General features: G+C 38.0%; 14 protein-coding genes. 2 read left to right on the forward strand and 12 right to left on the reverse strand.

Going from position 1 to position 17863, the window contains the following annotated elements; translation table 11 throughout:
- The first annotated feature begins 136 nt into the window (after positions 1–136).
- The gene (locus AC3B5D_RS07775) at positions 137–1471 is read left to right on the forward strand and encodes an ISL3 family transposase (RefSeq protein WP_489839388.1); all 1335 of its coding nucleotides are present in this window, start codon (positions 137–139) and stop codon (positions 1469–1471) included.
- Positions 1472–1557: 86 nt separating this feature from the next.
- Here AC3B5D_RS07775 and AC3B5D_RS07780 read toward each other — a convergent pair whose 3' ends face one another.
- From AC3B5D_RS07780 to AC3B5D_RS07795, 4 genes are all read right to left on the reverse strand, one after another.
- On the reverse strand, positions 1558–2406 hold the full coding sequence (locus AC3B5D_RS07780; RefSeq protein ID WP_489841201.1) for an aldo/keto reductase: 849 nt from the start codon (positions 2404–2406) through the stop codon (positions 1558–1560).
- Between the two features lie 220 nt (positions 2407–2626).
- Positions 2627–4054: an L-arabinose isomerase gene (gene araA / locus AC3B5D_RS07785; RefSeq protein ID WP_489841200.1), complete on the reverse strand. Its 1428-nt coding sequence runs from the start codon at positions 4052–4054 to the stop codon at positions 2627–2629.
- Positions 4055–4086: 32 nt separating this feature from the next.
- Positions 4087–4791: an L-ribulose-5-phosphate 4-epimerase gene (locus tag AC3B5D_RS07790; RefSeq protein ID WP_489841199.1), complete on the reverse strand. Its 705-nt coding sequence runs from the start codon at positions 4789–4791 to the stop codon at positions 4087–4089.
- Between the two features lie 6 nt (positions 4792–4797).
- Positions 4798–6417, reverse strand: a complete 1620-nt coding sequence (locus tag AC3B5D_RS07795) for a xylulokinase (protein WP_489841198.1) — start codon at positions 6415–6417, stop codon at positions 4798–4800.
- A 280-nt stretch (positions 6418–6697) separates the two neighbouring features.
- On the opposite strand from AC3B5D_RS07795, the gene AC3B5D_RS07800 reads away from it, so the two are divergent.
- Complete coding sequence (locus AC3B5D_RS07800; protein WP_489841197.1) at positions 6698–7804, forward strand: GntR family transcriptional regulator; 1107 nt, start codon at positions 6698–6700, stop codon at positions 7802–7804.
- A 75-nt stretch (positions 7805–7879) separates the two neighbouring features.
- Here the strand turns inward: AC3B5D_RS07800 and AC3B5D_RS07805 are convergent, their stop codons facing one another.
- From AC3B5D_RS07805 to AC3B5D_RS07840, 8 genes are all read right to left on the reverse strand, one after another.
- Positions 7880–9229: an MATE family efflux transporter gene (locus AC3B5D_RS07805; RefSeq protein ID WP_489841196.1), complete on the reverse strand. Its 1350-nt coding sequence runs from the start codon at positions 9227–9229 to the stop codon at positions 7880–7882.
- Between the two features lie 167 nt (positions 9230–9396).
- Positions 9397–10767 (reverse strand): sugar porter family MFS transporter, encoded by a 1371-nt coding sequence (locus tag AC3B5D_RS07810; RefSeq protein ID WP_489841195.1) that lies wholly within the window; start codon positions 10765–10767, stop codon positions 9397–9399.
- Positions 10768–11178: 411 nt separating this feature from the next.
- Positions 11179–12810, reverse strand: a complete 1632-nt coding sequence (locus AC3B5D_RS07815; RefSeq protein ID WP_489841194.1) for an ABC-F family ATP-binding cassette domain-containing protein — start codon at positions 12808–12810, stop codon at positions 11179–11181.
- Positions 12811–12949: 139 nt separating this feature from the next.
- A complete protein-coding gene (locus AC3B5D_RS07820) occupies positions 12950–13732 on the reverse strand; it encodes a metal ABC transporter permease (RefSeq protein ID WP_489840579.1) in 783 nt (260 codons plus the stop codon).
- Positions 13725–14417, reverse strand: coding sequence for a metal ABC transporter ATP-binding protein (locus AC3B5D_RS07825; protein ID WP_489840578.1), 693 nt, complete (start codon positions 14415–14417; stop codon positions 13725–13727). Before AC3B5D_RS07825 ends, AC3B5D_RS07820 begins: the two co-directional genes overlap by 8 nt.
- Entirely contained in the window at positions 14414–15325 is a 912-nt protein-coding gene (locus AC3B5D_RS07830; RefSeq protein WP_489840577.1) for a metal ABC transporter solute-binding protein, Zn/Mn family, read from the reverse strand. The genes AC3B5D_RS07825 and AC3B5D_RS07830 overlap by 4 nt, the downstream gene beginning before the upstream one ends.
- The gene (locus AC3B5D_RS07835; protein WP_489840576.1) at positions 15318–15782 is read right to left on the reverse strand and encodes a MarR family transcriptional regulator; all 465 of its coding nucleotides are present in this window, start codon (positions 15780–15782) and stop codon (positions 15318–15320) included. Before AC3B5D_RS07835 ends, AC3B5D_RS07830 begins: the two co-directional genes overlap by 8 nt.
- 122 nt (positions 15783–15904) lie before the next feature.
- Positions 15905–17824 carry an acyltransferase family protein gene (locus AC3B5D_RS07840; RefSeq protein WP_489840575.1) on the reverse strand — a complete coding sequence of 640 codons (1920 nt, stop codon included), beginning with the start codon at positions 17822–17824 and terminating at the stop codon, positions 15905–15907.
- Between the last annotated feature and the right edge of the window lie 39 nt (positions 17825–17863).

The following is a 17863-nucleotide window of genomic DNA, read 5'->3' on the forward strand; positions in this document are numbered from 1 at the left end:
GGTACTGATAGCTAATCTGACAGATTAGTCATTAGTGCTTTTTTTGTTGTTTTTGTATAATTCATTTATAAACACAAAAAAACAGACCAGCAGCCACTAGTCTGTCTCACAAAATCCCTTTGAAAGGACCTCTAACATGGATAAGTATATCAAGATTTTACTCGGAATTAAAGACACACGTATTGAATTAGATGATCAAGCCTCGGAGGTGATGACCACGGTCTTAAAAAATGGCGTTCGACAACAAATTTGGCATTTGAAATTATCTTATGATAATTATTGTCCACATTGTGCTTGTTTAATGAATAAGAATGGCATGAAATTCGTCCAACATATCGCCTCTCGTGCTGCCAATATATTTAATCAGCTAGCGATTCGCAAACAAAAATACATCTGCCCACAATGTCATCGAACAGCACTAGCTGAATTTTCTGATATTAAATCAGGTGATCATATCATGACGAATGTTAAACAAGCAGCTGCCATGGAGTTAAGTGAAAATGTTAGCCAAAAACATATCGCCCAAGCCTATAACATTTCATCACACACTGTGATGCGTCAAGCGCAAGGACTCTTTACTTACAACAAAACAAGTTTTCATTATCTACCTCAGCATATTGCTTTTGATGATTTTAAGTCTGGTAACTTTGCGGAAAATAGTGGTATGAGCATGATTTTAATGGACAGTACAACCTACCGCGTATTAGATATCATGCGTGAACGTGGCGATCATAGTCTTCGCCATTACTTTGAGCAATATTCAGCAGCAGCGCGTGCTGCTGTTAAAACCATTACCGTTGATTTATTTAGTCCTTATCGCAATATAATTCATGACTTGTTTCCACACGCTCAAATCATCGCCGACAGATTTCATGTTGTCACACAAGTTTACCGTGCATTAAACCAAACACGTATCCAAACGATGAAATCCTATGGTACAGATTCACGAGCTTATCGCCAGTTAAAGCGATATTGGAAACTGCTTTTGAAAGATGAAACCACTTTGAATTATACTGATTTTCGAAAGCGTCGAAACTATCGTTATGCTTATTTAACCGATCAAGAGGTCATCGATCGATTATTAACCTTATCACCAGAGCTACGTTCAGCTTATAATTTTTATCAAGACATCCTTTACGCCGTACGATATAAAGATTTTGAACAACTGCAAATAGCTGTTACAACAAATACGCAAGAAACTCGTTTCCAACATTTGCCAGAAACTATGAAAAAGGCCCAACGGACCTTGCGTAAGCACCTACCAGAAATTAAAAACAGTTTTATTTACCCGTTCTCAAACGGTCCCGTTGAAGGGGCTAATAACAAAATTAAAGCCATTAAACGGACTGCCTATGGTTTTCGAAACTTTAAAATGTTTCGTTTGCGCATATTAATTGCCTTCAAAGATAGTTTTTATTCGCAAAGCTACAGACAAAAAGCAACTAAATTTATGAAAAATTCAGCTGCTTAATGTTTAAGCTATTTAATTAAATAATTCTGCTATCAGTACAATTTGACCAATAACCAATTTAATTGGTAGATCGACGCCCTCAAACGTTATTGATGTGGATATTGACGCCCACGTTCATATACTTGTTCAGGTTCTTGACTGATACGCGTAAACTTATCTAGCGCATCAATGGCCTTAATTTCTTCCACAGTAAGTGAAAAGTCATAGATATCACCATTCTCAATCACACGTTGTGGATGAACTGACTTTGGAATAATACTTGTGCCATGTGCTAAATGCCAACGTAAAACAACTTGTGCAGGTGACTTCCCATATTTCTCGGCAATTTTCGCAATCACTGGTTCATTGAGTACTGAACCACGACCTAATGGTGCCCATGCTTGTGTCACAATATCATTTTCACGCAAAAAATGACGTAATTCCGGTTGAACAAGATGTGGATGATTTTCAATTTGATTAACAACTGGCATTTCATTTGCTTGTGTTGCTAGATATTGTAAATGAATCATGCCAAAATTTGACGTGCCTAATGATTTGACGATTCCCTCTGCTTGTAAGCGTTCAAATGCACGCCAAGTTTCAAAAAATTGTTCATGTAATGGCCAATGTACCATCAATAAATCGACATAGTCCATTTGTAAATCTTTTAACGACTGTTCAACAGAAGCCAACGTCTGATCATAGCCCTGATTAACTTCTGCAACCTTCGTCGTCACAAAGTAATCTTCACGTGGTACATGAAGTTCCTGTAATGCTTGGCCAACTTCTGCTTCATTTTTGTACATTTGTGCTGTATCAAACAAACGATAACCTGTTTGCCAAGCGGTTTTAACGACTTCTGTCAGGTTAGCTTGATCAGTAACTTTATAAAGTCCCAACCCTTGTTGTGGCATTTGATAACCATCTGCCAATTGAAGCTGTGTGTGAATATCCATTTTATGATTTATGCCCCTTCTTACATGGAATAACTGTGCTCACTTAATATTTTAACAATAAATCATAACAGATAACATAAAAAAGTCAGTAATAATATGCTTTATGTGACATATTGTTACTGACAATTTTGTGAGAGATTTTATTGTTAACTTTTATATGAGATTTTAGGTTTTATTTTTTATTTATTGTTAAATTAAGAAATTTTATTAGTGAATTATTTTAGTCTTTGATATCAACGTAAGTCAAATCAAACATCTTTGCCAAATCTGACAATTGTTCTGAATCAATGTCGAATGATAGCACTGTATGGTGACCACCACCAAGTGTCAACCAACTAACAGAACCCTCACGCAAGCCTTGCTTTGGCGTCCATAATTGCTTAGCAACTGGCAACAATGGCATCTCTGCTTCAGGCTTGTTACCACGAACATCATATGACATCAACTTGAATTCATCACCGTAGTCGGCAAGGGTTGCATCAACAGCATCCCCTTCCATACCAGTGAAGACCAAACGAGCGGGATCAGCTTTGTCACCAATGTCTAATGGGTGAACTTCAACACGTGGCTTGTCTGAAGCAATCGTTGGATCAACTTCAAGCATGTGTGATCCAAGAATTGCTTCGTGACCCTTACGCAAATCAAGTGTGTAATCTTCCATGAAAACTGTGTGCTTGTTGTGTGACATAATCTTCATCAAACGATCCAAAGCAGCTGTCTTCCAGTCACCTTCACCAGCAAATCCATAACCTTCGGCCATTAATAATTGTGATGCCAAACCTGGTAATTGTTCTAGACCATACAAGTCTTCGAAGTTATCTGTAAAGGCTGTGTAGCCATGCTCGTCCATGAAGTGCTTCAAACCAAAATACTCGCGAATTTGATACTTAACACTGTGCTCAAACTTTTCAGGTGTGTTATCACCAATCACAAAGTCATAAACTTTTTGTAGTTCCTCATACTTGGCATTGATATCATCTTCGCTAACATTGTTAACGGCTTCAACCAAATCACCCATTGCCCAGTAATCGACACGCCAACCAAACTTGATTTGTGCTTCAATTTTGTCACCATCGGTAACAGCCACATTGCGCATCTTATCAGCAAATGAAGCAACCTTGATCTTGAATGATTCGTTATATGCAACAGCAACGTCCATCCACTTACCAATTTGTGCTTGGACATCTGTATCTGCCCAGTGGCCATAAACAATCTTGTTGTTTAACTGCAAACGCGCGTTAATAAATGCATATTCACGATCACCATGAGCTGATTGGTTGGCATTCATGTAATCAAAATCAATGCTATCATATGGCAACTCTTCTAGATATTGTGTCGCAAAGTGTAGTAATGGCTTTTGTAGTAATTGTGTGCCACGAATCCAGTTCTTTGCTGGAGAGAATGTGTGCATCCAAGTAATGACTCCGGCAACAGAATCATCATAATTAGCTTCCTTCATAACACCAGCAATATTTTCTGAAGTCGTTGCAACTAATTTAAACTCAACTGGATATGGTAAGTTTCCTGATTCATTCAACTTATCAACGATATCTTTCGCATCTGCTTCAACTTTATCTAATACTTCTGGACCATATAGGAATTGTGATCCTGTAATAAACCAAAACTTGTAATTCTCTGTGTTAAACATGTTCTATTTCCCCCTGAAATATATAATAACAATTAGTCTTTAGACTTCTGACCATAGTAAGCATTTGCACCATGCTTACGCAAATAATGCTTATCCAACAACGCCTGTGAAACATGGATACTATGCGGATTCAACATAATGGTATGGTAAGCCATCTTTGCTGACTCTTCCAAAACAACAGCATTATAGACTGCCTTATCCGCAGATGTTCCCCATGTAAATGGGCCATGATCCTGTGCCAATACAGCTGGCACTGCCATTGGATCAATTCCACGCTTCTTGAACGTCTCAACAATCACATTACCTGTTTCAAGCTCATACTCACCATTAATTTCCTCATCGGTCATTTGGCGAGCAACTGGCACATCCCCATAGAATGTATCTGCATGAGTCGTCCCTGCAGCTGGCAAATCAATCCCAGCTTGTGCAAACGCAACAGCCCATGGCGAGTGTGTATGCACGATACCACCAATTTCTGGAAACGCCTTGTATAGCACACGGTGCGTTTCCGTATCACTTGATGGATTAAGATCACCCTCGACAATCTTGCCATCAAGGTCAACGACAACCATATCTTCTGGTTTTAATTCATCATATGGTACGCCAGAAGGCTTAATAACAAATAAACCACTTTCACGATCGATTTCTGAAACGTTACCCCAAGTAAATTTAATCAAATCATGCTTTGGTAAAGACATGTTTGCATCATAAACACGTTGCTTAACATCTTCTAACATTCTTAATTAATCCTCCTTAGTTGTTTCAACTGGCATTTTATCAATTGCTTCTTGTTCAATTGACAGACCTGCTTTATACCTTGTCATAAACTCATTAAAGCCAGCAACATCTTCTGCATCTGGCGCAATCGTTGTACTTTCTTGCGCTTGGAATACTTCAGTTTCTAGATAATCAGCCAATGTTTGACCCTCTTTGCGGTTCACCACAAATTGTGACAAAACTGCCATGCCCCAAGGACCACCCTCACCGGCATTCTTCATCAAAGTAACAGGCGTATCCATGACACCTGCTAAAATCTTTTGCGCAACAACTGGTGTTGTAAAAATACCACCTTGAGCAACGACCGAATCCATAGCAACCTTTTCCTCTGCTAAAACATCCAACCCAATCTTCATGGCACCAAAAGCACTGTATAGATGCATCCGCATCAAGTTAGCTAAAGTAAACTTAGCATTTGGTGTCCGGACAAATAGTGGACGACCTTCGTTCATACCTGTGATATTCTCACCTGAATGATAACCATAGCTCAGTAGACCACCAGCATCTGGGTCGGACTTTAGAACACTATTGAACAATGCACTAAAGATTTCACCACCAGTGACCGTTGCACCAATTGCCGCAGCAAATTCAGTAAAGACACGTGCCCATGAATTAATTTCTGACGTACTATTGTTAATATGAACCATGGCAACTGGTGAGCCATCAGGCGTTGTTACCATATCAATATTTTCATTAACTTGTGATAAGTCCTTTTCAAGAACCACCATCGCAAAGGCTGACGTACCCGCAGATACATTGGCTGTTCGCTTCTTAACTGAGTTTGTTGATACCATACCAGTACCAGCATCTCCCTCGGGCGCTGCTGCAGGTGCACCACTTTGAAGTGTTCCTGATGGATCGAGTAACTTCGCTCCTGCATCAGTCAAGTGACCCGCTTCTTCACCAGCTAACTTGATAGTTGGTAAAATATCACGTAACTGCCATAAATATTGCTGCACTGACTTATAAGCATTAAACTTATCCATCATTACTTGATTGTAATCATCTGTCTCAGCATCAATTGGGAAAATACCCGACGCATCACCAATACCAATAACTTTTTCACCGGTCAAACGCCAGTGAACATACCCAGCCAACGTTGTTAAGTAATTAATTTCCTTCACATGCGTTTCTTGATTCAAAATTGCTTGATATAAGTGAGCAATACTCCAACGCTGTGGAATATTGAAGTTAAACAGCTTTGTCAACTCTGCAGCAGCTTCAGCAGTAATTGCATTACGCCATGTACGGAATGGTACTAATGACTGATCATCTTTATCAAATACAAGATAGCCATGCATCATGGCCGCAATGCCAAACGAAGCAAGCTTTGTTACTTTCACGTTGTATTTGTCAGCAACAACTTCCGTCAAATTCTTGTAAGCACTTTGCAAACCTGACCAGACATCTTCCAAAGAATATGTCCAAATACCATTTTCTAGCTTGTTCTCCCAATTATGACTACCAACTGCAATCACTGATGAATCAGCTGCAACTAATACTGCTTTAATTCGGGTAGATCCAAACTCAACACCAAGGGCAGTTTGCCCTGTTTTAATTTGTTCTTGAATCTGTTCTTTATTCATTAATCTATTCCCCTCAAATGAGAATCAATCTGTTTTCGTTTTTGTAACCGTTTACAATTATTATAATAAAACATTTGTGCGGACAAATCAAGTAAAAATCTTTAAATTTGTATGCACAATTCCATACATGTTTGCAAACATGATAGCACTAGGCTTTTAAAAGTCATTTTCATACCGCTAACTATTCACTCTGGTTGCATTAATAAAGCGCTTTGTTCCATTATGTTTTTTTTGTATAATGAACTTAGTTATTAAATTCTTGAAATGGAGCTATCAAATTATGGATACAAAATATGACATCGTTAAAAAAGGGCTCCGCAACGATATTATTTCTGGAAAATTTGCAATTGGTGATAAATTACCAACTGAAGCGAACTTAACTGAACAATATAACGTTAGCCGTTATACTGTACGGCGGGCGACTGCAGGTCTAGAACAAGAACATTACCTCTATCGCATCCAAGGGGATGGCATGTACGTTAATGATTGGAAGAAAGTTCCTGCTGCCAAGACCGAAAATAAAGTCATCGGTGTTGTAACAACACATTTGGCAGACTACATTTTCCCTGAAATCATTAGTGGTATTGACCAAGTCATTTCTGATGCCGGTTATGCGCTTTTTATCAGTAACACTCACAACACATTCGATCGAGAACGTCGTAGCTTATTGAGAATTATTGAGACTGGTGTTAGTGGACTTATCATCGAACCTACCATGTCAGCTCTACCAAACCCTAATAAAGATTTATACGATCAAATCAAGCAACTAAACATCCCAACCGTCTTTATCAATTCAAAATATGAAGATTTAGATTTCAATTATTTAGAAGTTAACGATATTGATTCAGAGGCCAAGTTAGTCCGCCACCTAATTACAGAAGGCCATAAACGCATTCTGGGAGTCTTTAAAGTTGATGATATTCAAGGTGCTCATCGTATGCAGGGGTTCTATAAGGCATTTCAGGCCCAACCTGACTATGCATTAGATAGCAACATTATTATGTATCAATCAAATGATGAGGAAAATAATGACTTGATCTTAAATAAAATCGAAACCTATTTAGAATCACCTCATCGCCCAACTGCTTTAGCACTATATAACGATTCACTCGCGATACAAACGATTGATTTGGTGAAATCATTAGGTTTTCGGATTCCTGAAGATATTGCGATTGTCGGCTTTGATGACTATAGCTTATCAACATATATGACACCTAGTTTAACAACCAATCGCCATCCAAAACGTAAAATGGGGCGCGATGCCGCTCAAATTTTGCTAAACATTATTGATGGTCAAGATGGTCATGATGTTGTTTATGAACCAGATATTATTATCCGTAACTCATCAACAACTCTTCACCCAATAAAAGATTCAGAAAACATGTGATAAAAAAAGGCAGCCACCTTCCAAAATGGAAGGCAACTGCCTTTTTATATGTACAAACTATTTAATTGACTAATACTATTCATCACGCACTGGTGTCGATAGCTGACGTAATCGCCGAACCATTCGAAGCCAGGCTGGTATTAAGAATAATAGTGAACCTAACCATGCTAATGGGTTAGCCAAACTAGCGCCAAAGAAACCAAACCATACAACTAACGAAAATGCTGCAATTGACCGCATCACCATTTCACCCATACCGGCTAAAGTAGGTGTTCGTACATCTCCAAGTCCTTGTAAAGTATAACGTAAAACAAACAAGATACTTAAAATAAAATAAAATGGTCCATTTGCCCAGAAAAATTCTTGTGCTAGATTCATAACCTTGTACTGACCAGCACCAACAAACAAGCTCACCAAATCGCGACCAAAGATAACTTCAATGGCTCCTAACACAAAGCTAACACTGATTGACACCGTTAACGCATTTTTCACACCCGTTAAAATACGATCATATTTTCCGGCACCATAATTTTGTGCAGTATACGTCGCCATAGCAACACCAACAGCCATTAACAATTGGGTACTAATTTGGTCAACTTTAGAAGCTGCTGTATTTGCTGCAACGGCATTAGTTCCCAATGTATTAACAGCCGTTGCTAATGTCACTGAACCAATCGCAATAATTGATTGCTGGAATCCCATTGGTAGCCCCGCCATGAAATGCTTACGTAAATCACCTTTTTTTAACTTAAAATCAGACCAACTTAATCTCAATGTATCTGTATATTTTGTGATATGCCAATACGAAACAGCAACTGTCACAAATTGTGCAAAAACTGTTGCCGTTGCGGCACCTTCAACGCCCCAATGAAACTTTAAAATCAGTAGTAATTCTAAAGTCACATTAACAATCATACCAATAATTAAATAATATAAGGGGGCTTTACTGTCTCCAACCGCTCGCATAGCATTTGAAATGACATTATAGCCCATTGTCATCACAGTTCCTGCTAAAATAATCCCGATAAATAGCTTCGCTTCTCCATAAATGGCAGCAGGCATTTGCATGACTTGCATCAGATTATCTAAAAACACCAAACTAATAATGGTGAGAATAACTGACATAATCAATGCTGCAATAATGCTTGCTGCATATGATTCACGGACACCACGCACATTTTGTGCACCAAAACGTTGCGCAGTAATAATGGCCATCCCTGAACTAAATCCTTGCACGAAACCCATAATCAAAAATTGAATACTACCTGTTGCACCAACTGCAGCCAAAGAATTCACACCCAGTGTTTGCCCAACAATTAACGTATCAGAAATATTGTAAAGTTGTTGTACCATATTTCCAATCATTAATGGAATGGCAAACATCAGAATGACTTTCACTGGCTTGCCACTTGTTAAATCTTGCATGCTTACCGCTCCTTAAATCTATAAATTTGCATTAGGTTAAAGTATAGAATAAGCGTTGCGCATTTGTCTATTAATAATGATTATTTATCAGTAAATTAAAAAAGTCCGAACAATTTGTCCGAACTTTTGTTTCACTCATCTGCTACTTTAGAAAATAACACAAATATTTAATTGTTACCTTTTTCAGCACCAATCTTTTCAATTTCTTCAAGAGAACGACCACGTGTTTCTGGTACGCGGAATAATACGAACACAACAGCGGCTAAACAAATGACACCAAAGATAGCAAAGACCACTTCTTGTGACATTGATGCAGTCATGATTGGGAAGACCAAAGCAACTGCGAATGATCCGACCCAGTTCATTGATGATGCCAAACCTGATGCGCGACCACGAATAGCTAGTGGGAAAACTTCACCAACTAACACCCAAGTTATTGGGGCCCATGTAAAGGCATAGAAAGCAACGAAGATGCATAGGAATACAACAATCATCATTGGATTAGTATCCATAAATGAATTAATTATTGCTGGCAAGATGAATGAAAGACCCATCACCGTACCACCTAAAATCAATAAGTGACGACGGTTAAACTTCTCAGCAATAGCCATATAGAACAAAGCACCAACAACCAAGATAACACCGTTAACAACAGGCCATAGCAAGGCATCAGCAGCAGCTTGACCAGTAGCCTTTTCAACAATCAATGGGATGTAATAGAAGATAGCATTAGCACCCATGAATTGTTGGAAGAAGGCGACAACGACACCCGCAATAACTAGATAACGGTAACGGCCATCTAACAATGAACCCCAAGTTGTGGTCTTAGCAGCTTGTTGCTCAATCTTAGCAGTTTCACTAATATCAGTCATTTCAGCATCAATTTCTTCTGGCTTACGAATCCATGACAATACTTGACGTGCTTCATCATTCTTACCTGATTTAATCAAGAAACGTGGTGACTCAGGCAAACGTAGCACTCCCAAGAACAAAATCAAGGCAGGCACGGCTGCCAAAGATAGCATCAAACGCCATGCAATATGTTCTGGCAATCCTTTAAGAATGAAATCAACAATGTATGAAATCAACATACCTGAAACAATCATCAATTGATTGATTCCTGATAAACTACCACGCTTTTCAGCTGGTGACATCTCTGACATATAAGCTGGTACCAACGCTGAGGCTGCACCAACCGCAATTCCTAATACCACACGCGTGAAAATCAAATAACCAACAGCATTATGTGGTGAAATTCCTGCTAGAAGAGCACCAATCATAAATAGCAATGCTGAATATAACACCATCTTACGACGTCCCAAACGATCAGATAACTGACCAGCAATAGCACCTCCAAATACAGCACCTAACATCAGCGATGATGTAATCCAACCTGTAACACCACCACCTGACAAATTCCAGTCACTTTGCAAGAATGGTAATGCACCGGTCATAACACCAATATCGTACCCAAACAGAATACCTCCAAAGGCTCCAAAGAAGTAAATAAATTTACTAGAAATTTTCTTCTCAGACATGAACTAATCCCTCCAAAATCATGCTTTTTGCATAATCCTAAACTTTAAAAAATTTTATTGAAAACGACTATCTGACCCCCAAACGAAGTTCAAAAACAAATACCTGCAATGATTTAGAATCAAATAAAACTTCGTGAAATTTTGTAACCGTTTTCATCAACAACATCATTATACATGTTGTGCGGACAAATTAAAAGTCTTTTATTGAAAACATACAAATTTACGTACAAATATTCGGAGCAATTTATCATAGTAATGCTTTTATTCAGGTTTGTTCGGTTATTTGTATGCTGAAAATATTTTTCTATAAACAACAAAAAAACCTAATTGGTAAACACCATTATGAGGTGTACCAATTAGGCAGTATGATTTAACGAACTGTATCAATCATTAAATTTGTTATATTCTTTTTTACAATACAATATTCTTAGCAGCTAATTGCTTTTGCACCTCGGGATGTGCCATAAATTCATCATAAGTCGTTTCTGCGCGATCAATGACACCTTGATCAGAAACAACAATCACATGATCTGCAATTGTTTGAGCAAATGTATGGTCGTGAGACGTAAAAATTAGACCACCTTTAAAGTTAATCAAGCCATCATTTAATGATGTAATTGACTCCAAATCCAAATGGTTCGTTGGATCATCAAGAATTAAGACGTTTGCTTTTGTCAACATGAGCTTTGACAACATCACGCGGACTTTTTCACCTCCTGAAAGAACATCCAATGTCTTTTCAGCGTCTTCACCCTTAAACAACATCCGACCTAATAAACCACGTAAGAAGGTATTATCACTTTCTTCTTTGGAAGCAAAGTCACGCAAATAATCTAGAATTGGACGCTCAGGATTGGGGAAGTTAGTTCCCATATCCTTAGCTAAATAATCTTGAGTCGTCGTGACACCCCAAGTAACCTTACCAGAATCAGGCTTTACCTTACCAGCAATAATATCCAAAATCATCGTTGCGGCAACGTCATTTTCAGCCATGACTAATGCTTTTTCATTAGGGTTAACTGTGAATGAAATATTATCCAACACTTTTTCACCATCGATACTCTTTGAAACACCTTCAACTCGCAACATATCGTTTCCCATTTCACGTAACGTTTCAAAGTTAATATATGGGTACTTACGTGAAGATGGTTGAATATCGTCCAACGTAATCTTATCTAATTGCTTCTTACGTGATGTCGCTTGTTTTGACTTAGAAGCATTGGCAGAAAAACGAGCAATAAAGTCTTGTAATTCTTTGATTTGTTCCTCTTTTTTAGCATTAGCTTGCGATTGAAGCCGCTGTGCTAATTCAGATGATTGCTTCCAAAAATCATAATTACCAACAAAGAGCTTGATTTTACCAAAATCAACATCCAAAATCATTGTTGCCACCGCATTCAGGAAGTGACGATCGTGGGAAACCACTAAAACGGTGTTCTGATAGTCAGCCAAAAAATCTTCTAGCCAGGCAATGGTCTTTGTATCCAACCCATTCGTTGGCTCATCGAGAATCAAGATATCAGGATTACCAAATAATGCTTGTGCGAGCAATACCTTAACCTTAGTAACTTCAGGTAAATCTGACATCATTGTTTGATGCTGACTCTCTGGAATACCAATACTCTGCAACAATTGTGTTGCTTCCGTTTCAGCAGTCCAACCATCCAACTCTTCAAACCGAGCAGATAATTCACCAACACGAATACCATCTTCATCCGTAAATGGATCGTGTAGATAGATGGCATCCATCTCCGTTTTGACGTCATACAATTCCTTGTGACCTTGCATCACTGTATCCAAAACAGTGTATTGATCAAAGGCAAAGTGATCTTGTACTAGTGATGACATCCGTTCATTAGGATCCATTGATACATGACCAGTTGTTGGTTGTAACTTGCCTTCTAAAACTTTTAAAAAGGTTGACTTTCCAGCACCGTTAGCACCAATGATGCCGTAAGTATTGCCCGGTGTAAACTTCAAGTTAACATCGTCGTACAATTTTTTCCCAGTAAATGAAACTGAGACATTCGAAACAGTTAGCATATTTTTTACTTCTCCTACAAAATATTATCTTATTTTTACGTATAAACTTCCGCTTAATAAACATAAGCATACCATTTATAACTGTATCAAATGGTGTATTTATAAGCAAGTTTAATGAACGATAATCAGCCGAAATCAACTATCTTTTTTTCATTAAACTAACGAAGTAAATACCAGCTTCAATCAAAGCAATAAAAAATGAAACTGGCAAATTTAGCCAAAATGATAGTACAAGCGATACCCAGACACCTAAAACGGAGAATGTCATTGCCAAAACAATAATTTGGGCAACCGATCTACCCCAACGCATTGCTGAACTTGCTGGTAAAATCATTAGAATAAAAATTAACAATGACCCAACAATTTGAGCAGAAACAGCGACTGTCACCGCCATTAAACCTAAAAATAGCACCTCAATCAACTGAATATTTTTCAAACTAAAACTAGCTGTCGTGTGATCAAAAGCAAAATGACGTAATGGTCGATACATTAGTAATGTGACTAAAATAACGATTAAGGCCAAGACAACCACTTCCACAACATCAATATGGTCAATACTAAAAATTGAACCAAATAAAATGCCTGTAGCAGCGGTCGCATTTTTATCAGATAACGATAAGAAGGCAATTCCTAAGCCAATCGCCACCGCACTCACTGCTGATATCAATGATTCAGAACGTTGCTCTTTCATCCCTAACTCACCAATACTCATTGAAGCAACAACTGAAAATAACAGCATCCCCACTAATGGTGACCAACTCATAAACAAAGCAAAAGAGGCCCCTGCAAAACCAATCTCACTCAATGTATGTGCTAAGAAGGACATGCGTCGAGCAACAATGAATGGTCCAATCAGGCCACTCATTATCGCGATAATCGTGCCGGCTACAAAAGCATGTTGCATAAATGGAAAACTAAACAAAATTTGTGCCTCCCTCACGTAGTTTCATAACATCTAGCTGATTAATCGTATCGTATTCACTGCCTTGTGTTGTTAAGAGTAAATATTCATCAGCGTAACGTTGGATGATATCAATATCATGACTAACCATAATAATCGTTAGTTGATACTGTTGTTGATAAGCTGTGATAACATCCATTAATTCATATTTGGCAACATTATCTAAATTAGCTGTTGCTTCATCTAATATCAAAACATTGGGTTGTTGCACCAATGCCTGTGCCAAATAAGCACGTTGCCGTTCGCCACCAGACGCCATGTCAATACGTTGATTAGCAATGGTGGTTAAATTTGTCAAAGATAATATCTGTGCCAAACGATCTTTTTCACTTTTTGATAACCATGGTCGTACCCCTTGATCGAAAGTTAGACCCACAAAATCTTTGATTCGCAATGGAAAAGCTTGCATATCCGGCCGATACTGTGGCACATACGCAATTTTATATTGGCTCTTTTTATCCCATTCAAATTGTCCTGTCGTTAAAGGTATTTTCCCAAGCATCGCACGAATCAAGGTTGTTTTTCCAACCCCATTATCACCTATCAAGGCCATATTATGTCCTTGTGTTAATTCGAAATTAACATTCTGATACAACCAACGATCACCAAATTTAATACCAATATTTTTACCACTTAAAATCTTCATTTTTGTAATGCCTCATCTAACGCTTTTAATTGTTGGATTTGCCAATCAATATATGTTGTCTTTGCCGGTTTTGTTTCACGTGCCTGAACAACAGGTACATGATGGGCCCTCGCATAAGCCACACCTTGCTTCGCCAATTTACCAGTTGCTTGAGGATTATTAATCACGACAGCAATTTTCCCCTGATTAATGAGCGTCTGCCATTCACGTACATCACTTGGTGTTGGATCATCGCCTTCTTCAATAGCCCGAGCAAAGTTTTGATCTTGCATATCAGCACCTAATGCTATCAATGTGTTATCAAACACTGGTTCAGTTGCCAATAATTTTTTCCCCGTCAAATGCTTTTTAACTTGATTTTGTAAATTGATTAATTTTTCTGCTTTCTTTTGATAATTTTTTGCATTCTTTTCAAAGTAGGCTTGTTTTGCTGGCACTAATGCACTATATTTTTTGACTAATTGTTGTGTTAAACGAGGAATCACATCGGTTTTATACCAAAAATGTTCATTACCACCACTCTGACCATCTTTATAATGATAAAGCTTTGCTAACGTAATCGTCTTAGCGGTTGTATTTTGTTTCGCAAAATTGACACTCCAATTATCAAAGCCACCACCATTAGAAATAATAATATTTGCTTTTTGGAACTGCTTGGCAACACTTGCCGTTGGTTCATATTCATGAGGGTCCATATCTGGCTTATTGATCACACTCGTCACTTTTCCTTGATTCCCTAAAACCGCTTTGGCCATTTCACCATAGCTATCCAGACTAGCAACAACGGTAATTTTATTGGTTTTAACTGTTGGTGTTTGTCGTTGCCACGCACGATAAAAAATCATACCTAGTAATACAATGACTAAAATAATTGGCACCCAAATAAACTTTGACTGTTTGTTATTCATGTATTTCTCCTGTTAAGCATACTGATAATTGCGTTAAGAATTTACTAATGACCGCCTGTTCCTCTTTCGAAAATGTATCTAATAATTTTTCATATTCCACGATGGTTTCACGATGACGTCGTGTGTGTGCAGACGCTAATGAAATACCTAACGTTGTTAATGACCAGCGACTAACACGCCCATCTGCCGGGTCTGGCATGGCATTGACCATTGGCTCATCACGTATATATAAACTCTTCATTGCCTTAGTTACGGCGGCACCAGAAACGTGCAACGCACGTGCAAGTTCTGAATTTGTTTGGGGACCATTTTGTGATAACAACATCAACAGATGTCCTTGCGTTGTCGTAATATCTGTTTTATTTTCACCAATCAACACCTCACGTTGATTTTCGGAACTTAACTTTAAATGATTTAAAAATTCATCAATTTGACTTGCATAATCATGATTTGTCATCTGTACATCTCCTTAACCGGTTAATTAACCAGTTAATAATAACACGTACAAATAGTTAGTGCAACATCTAAAAAAAACTGTCAATCTGACTAGCTTAACCTAGCAGATTGACAGTGAATTATTTATTTATTTTGTTCAGCCATTGTTTTCGCAATCAGTGCAGCATATTGTACAGAACCATTTTGATTTGGATGTACATGATCATCACCTAACCAATCCTGATGATCTTTCACGAGTGCTGCCCAATCAACAATATGCAGATTCTTATAACGTTTTGCTTGTTCAGTTAAGAAGTTATTATTCTTACCAACCCAATCACGACTAGCAAATCCATTAACCCAATAGACTTGCCGGTCATTACCAACAGTATCCATGATCTTTTTAAAATCATTTTCACCAATCAAACCATTCGTTCCGATGGAAATAACAACATTTTGTGATAACAAACTTTGACTATCATATGATTCAAGGATTTCTGGCACAGAATACGGTTGCCGACCAACTGTCGCATTTGCAACGGTATTTGGCATTAACTCTTGTAAATCAGGCGCAACATCAACCATGACAGAGTCACCAACTGCTGTCACGCGATTATCACGAATTGCTGTAAATTGATCTGCATTAAGACCATACTTTCCCATCAAATCACGATCAGACTGTGATAACGACTGTGGATCAATCTTTTGACTAGATGACTGCGCACTCGTTTGGTCTTTCTTGTCTTTTTGATCTTTTTGCGCTTGTTTTGCTTGTGCAACAGCTTTTTTATTTGCCTGACTGATGCGATCTTTATTTTTAGTTAGTCGCTTTTCTAACGTATTTTTGGGTTTTGCATGTCCTGAAGCATCTGCTGATACCGCATAACCAGTCCCTGCAATCAATAATACCGCCACAACTAGCATTGCTTGGACAGAATGTGCACCAAAGAACTGTTTGTACCACGATGTTTTTTCAGGTATTGCTGGCTTTTTAAGCTGACGGAAGACATTTTCAACGTAGCGATAACTCAATTCTGCTAGCACTAACACAATTGCAATTTTTGCTAGATTCATTAAAAATGATTCGTGCTGTGGTATCAATTTATCAAAAAATACAAACACAGGTAGTTGATACAAATAAATACTATATGAACGCGTACCCAAATAGTTCAAAAAACGATTATCTAATGCATGACTCAAAAAGGATGCTGGATGAGCTGTGATGGCAATTAAACCTGTGATCACTGCTGTTGCAGCAAACATCAAGCCCATATATGTTGCACGCCATTGACCATTCAAGCCAAACAACGTCACAATTGTTAACGCGAGGGCAATACCACCTAAAACATTCAAATTGCGACGTACACGTGGCGATAAAATATATTTCATCCGCCTAGACGGCCAACCAAATGCTAATGCGGCACCAAATAAAACTGCAAAAATACGTGTATCTGAACCATAGTAGGCACGATTAATGTTCATTGGATCATACATGATGCCCAATAAGATTGCTGAGACGCCCGCAAGCCCAATCAAAGCAACACCAATGGAAATACGGCGAATACGCAATCCTAATAAAATCATAACAATAATTGGCCAAATTAAATAAAATTGACCTTCAATTGATAATGACCATAAATGGGTAAACGGTGATGAACCACCCCATGAATCAAAATATGAATCACCATGCTTAGTTGCCCAAATATTATAGACATATAACATGTTACTAACTAAAATTGCGCGTAAATTATATAGTAAATCGCGGGCAAAAAATGCAATATAGGATGCTGTAGCAAATAACATCATTAATAATGCAGGATACAAACGTTTCATTCGGCGTTTATAAAATCCTAAAATATCTATGCGACCATTACGATCATATTCTTGGATCAATAAATCTGTAATTAAATACCCTGATAGGACGAAAAACAATGGGACACCCATCCAACCACCGGGTAAATACGTTGGCCATAAATGAAATATAATTACTCCAATAACAGCAATTGCTCTAAGCCCATCAAATCCCGTAATGTAACGTGGCTTATTTGTAACATTTTGGCTCATTTTATCTCTTCCTAAATACTTCTACTCTTATTTAAACAT

This window comes from Weissella sp. ESL1177 (genome assembly GCF_058107185.1).

Bases quoted from the DNA above. Each gene is read 5' to 3' on its own strand.
- AC3B5D_RS07830 (WP_489840577.1), bottom strand. From the start codon at position 15,325: ATGAATAACAAACAGTCAAAGTTTATTTGGGTGCCAATTATTTTAGTC.
- AC3B5D_RS07800 (WP_489841197.1), top strand. From the start codon at position 6,698: ATGGATACAAAATATGACATCGTTAAAAAAGGGCTCCGCAACGATATT.
- AC3B5D_RS07810 (WP_489841195.1), bottom strand. From the start codon at position 10,767: ATGTCTGAGAAGAAAATTTCTAGTAAATTTATTTACTTCTTTGGAGCC.
- AC3B5D_RS07795 (WP_489841198.1), bottom strand. From the start codon at position 6,417: ATGAATAAAGAACAGATTCAAGAACAAATTAAAACAGGGCAAACTGCC.
- AC3B5D_RS07790 (WP_489841199.1), bottom strand. From the start codon at position 4,791: ATGTTAGAAGATGTTAAGCAACGTGTTTATGATGCAAACATGTCTTTA.
- AC3B5D_RS07815 (WP_489841194.1), bottom strand. From the start codon at position 12,810: ATGCTAACTGTTTCGAATGTCTCAGTTTCATTTACTGGGAAAAAATTG.
- AC3B5D_RS07840 (WP_489840575.1), bottom strand. From the start codon at position 17,824: ATGAGCCAAAATGTTACAAATAAGCCACGTTACATTACGGGATTTGAT.
- AC3B5D_RS07775 (WP_489839388.1), top strand. From the start codon at position 137: ATGGATAAGTATATCAAGATTTTACTCGGAATTAAAGACACACGTATT.
- AC3B5D_RS07780 (WP_489841201.1), bottom strand. From the start codon at position 2,406: ATGGATATTCACACACAGCTTCAATTGGCAGATGGTTATCAAATGCCA.
- AC3B5D_RS07835 (WP_489840576.1), bottom strand. From the start codon at position 15,782: ATGACAAATCATGATTATGCAAGTCAAATTGATGAATTTTTAAATCAT.
- AC3B5D_RS07805 (WP_489841196.1), bottom strand. From the start codon at position 9,229: ATGCAAGATTTAACAAGTGGCAAGCCAGTGAAAGTCATTCTGATGTTT.
- araA (WP_489841200.1), bottom strand. From the start codon at position 4,054: ATGTTTAACACAGAGAATTACAAGTTTTGGTTTATTACAGGATCACAA.
- AC3B5D_RS07825 (WP_489840578.1), bottom strand. From the start codon at position 14,417: ATGAAGATTTTAAGTGGTAAAAATATTGGTATTAAATTTGGTGATCGT.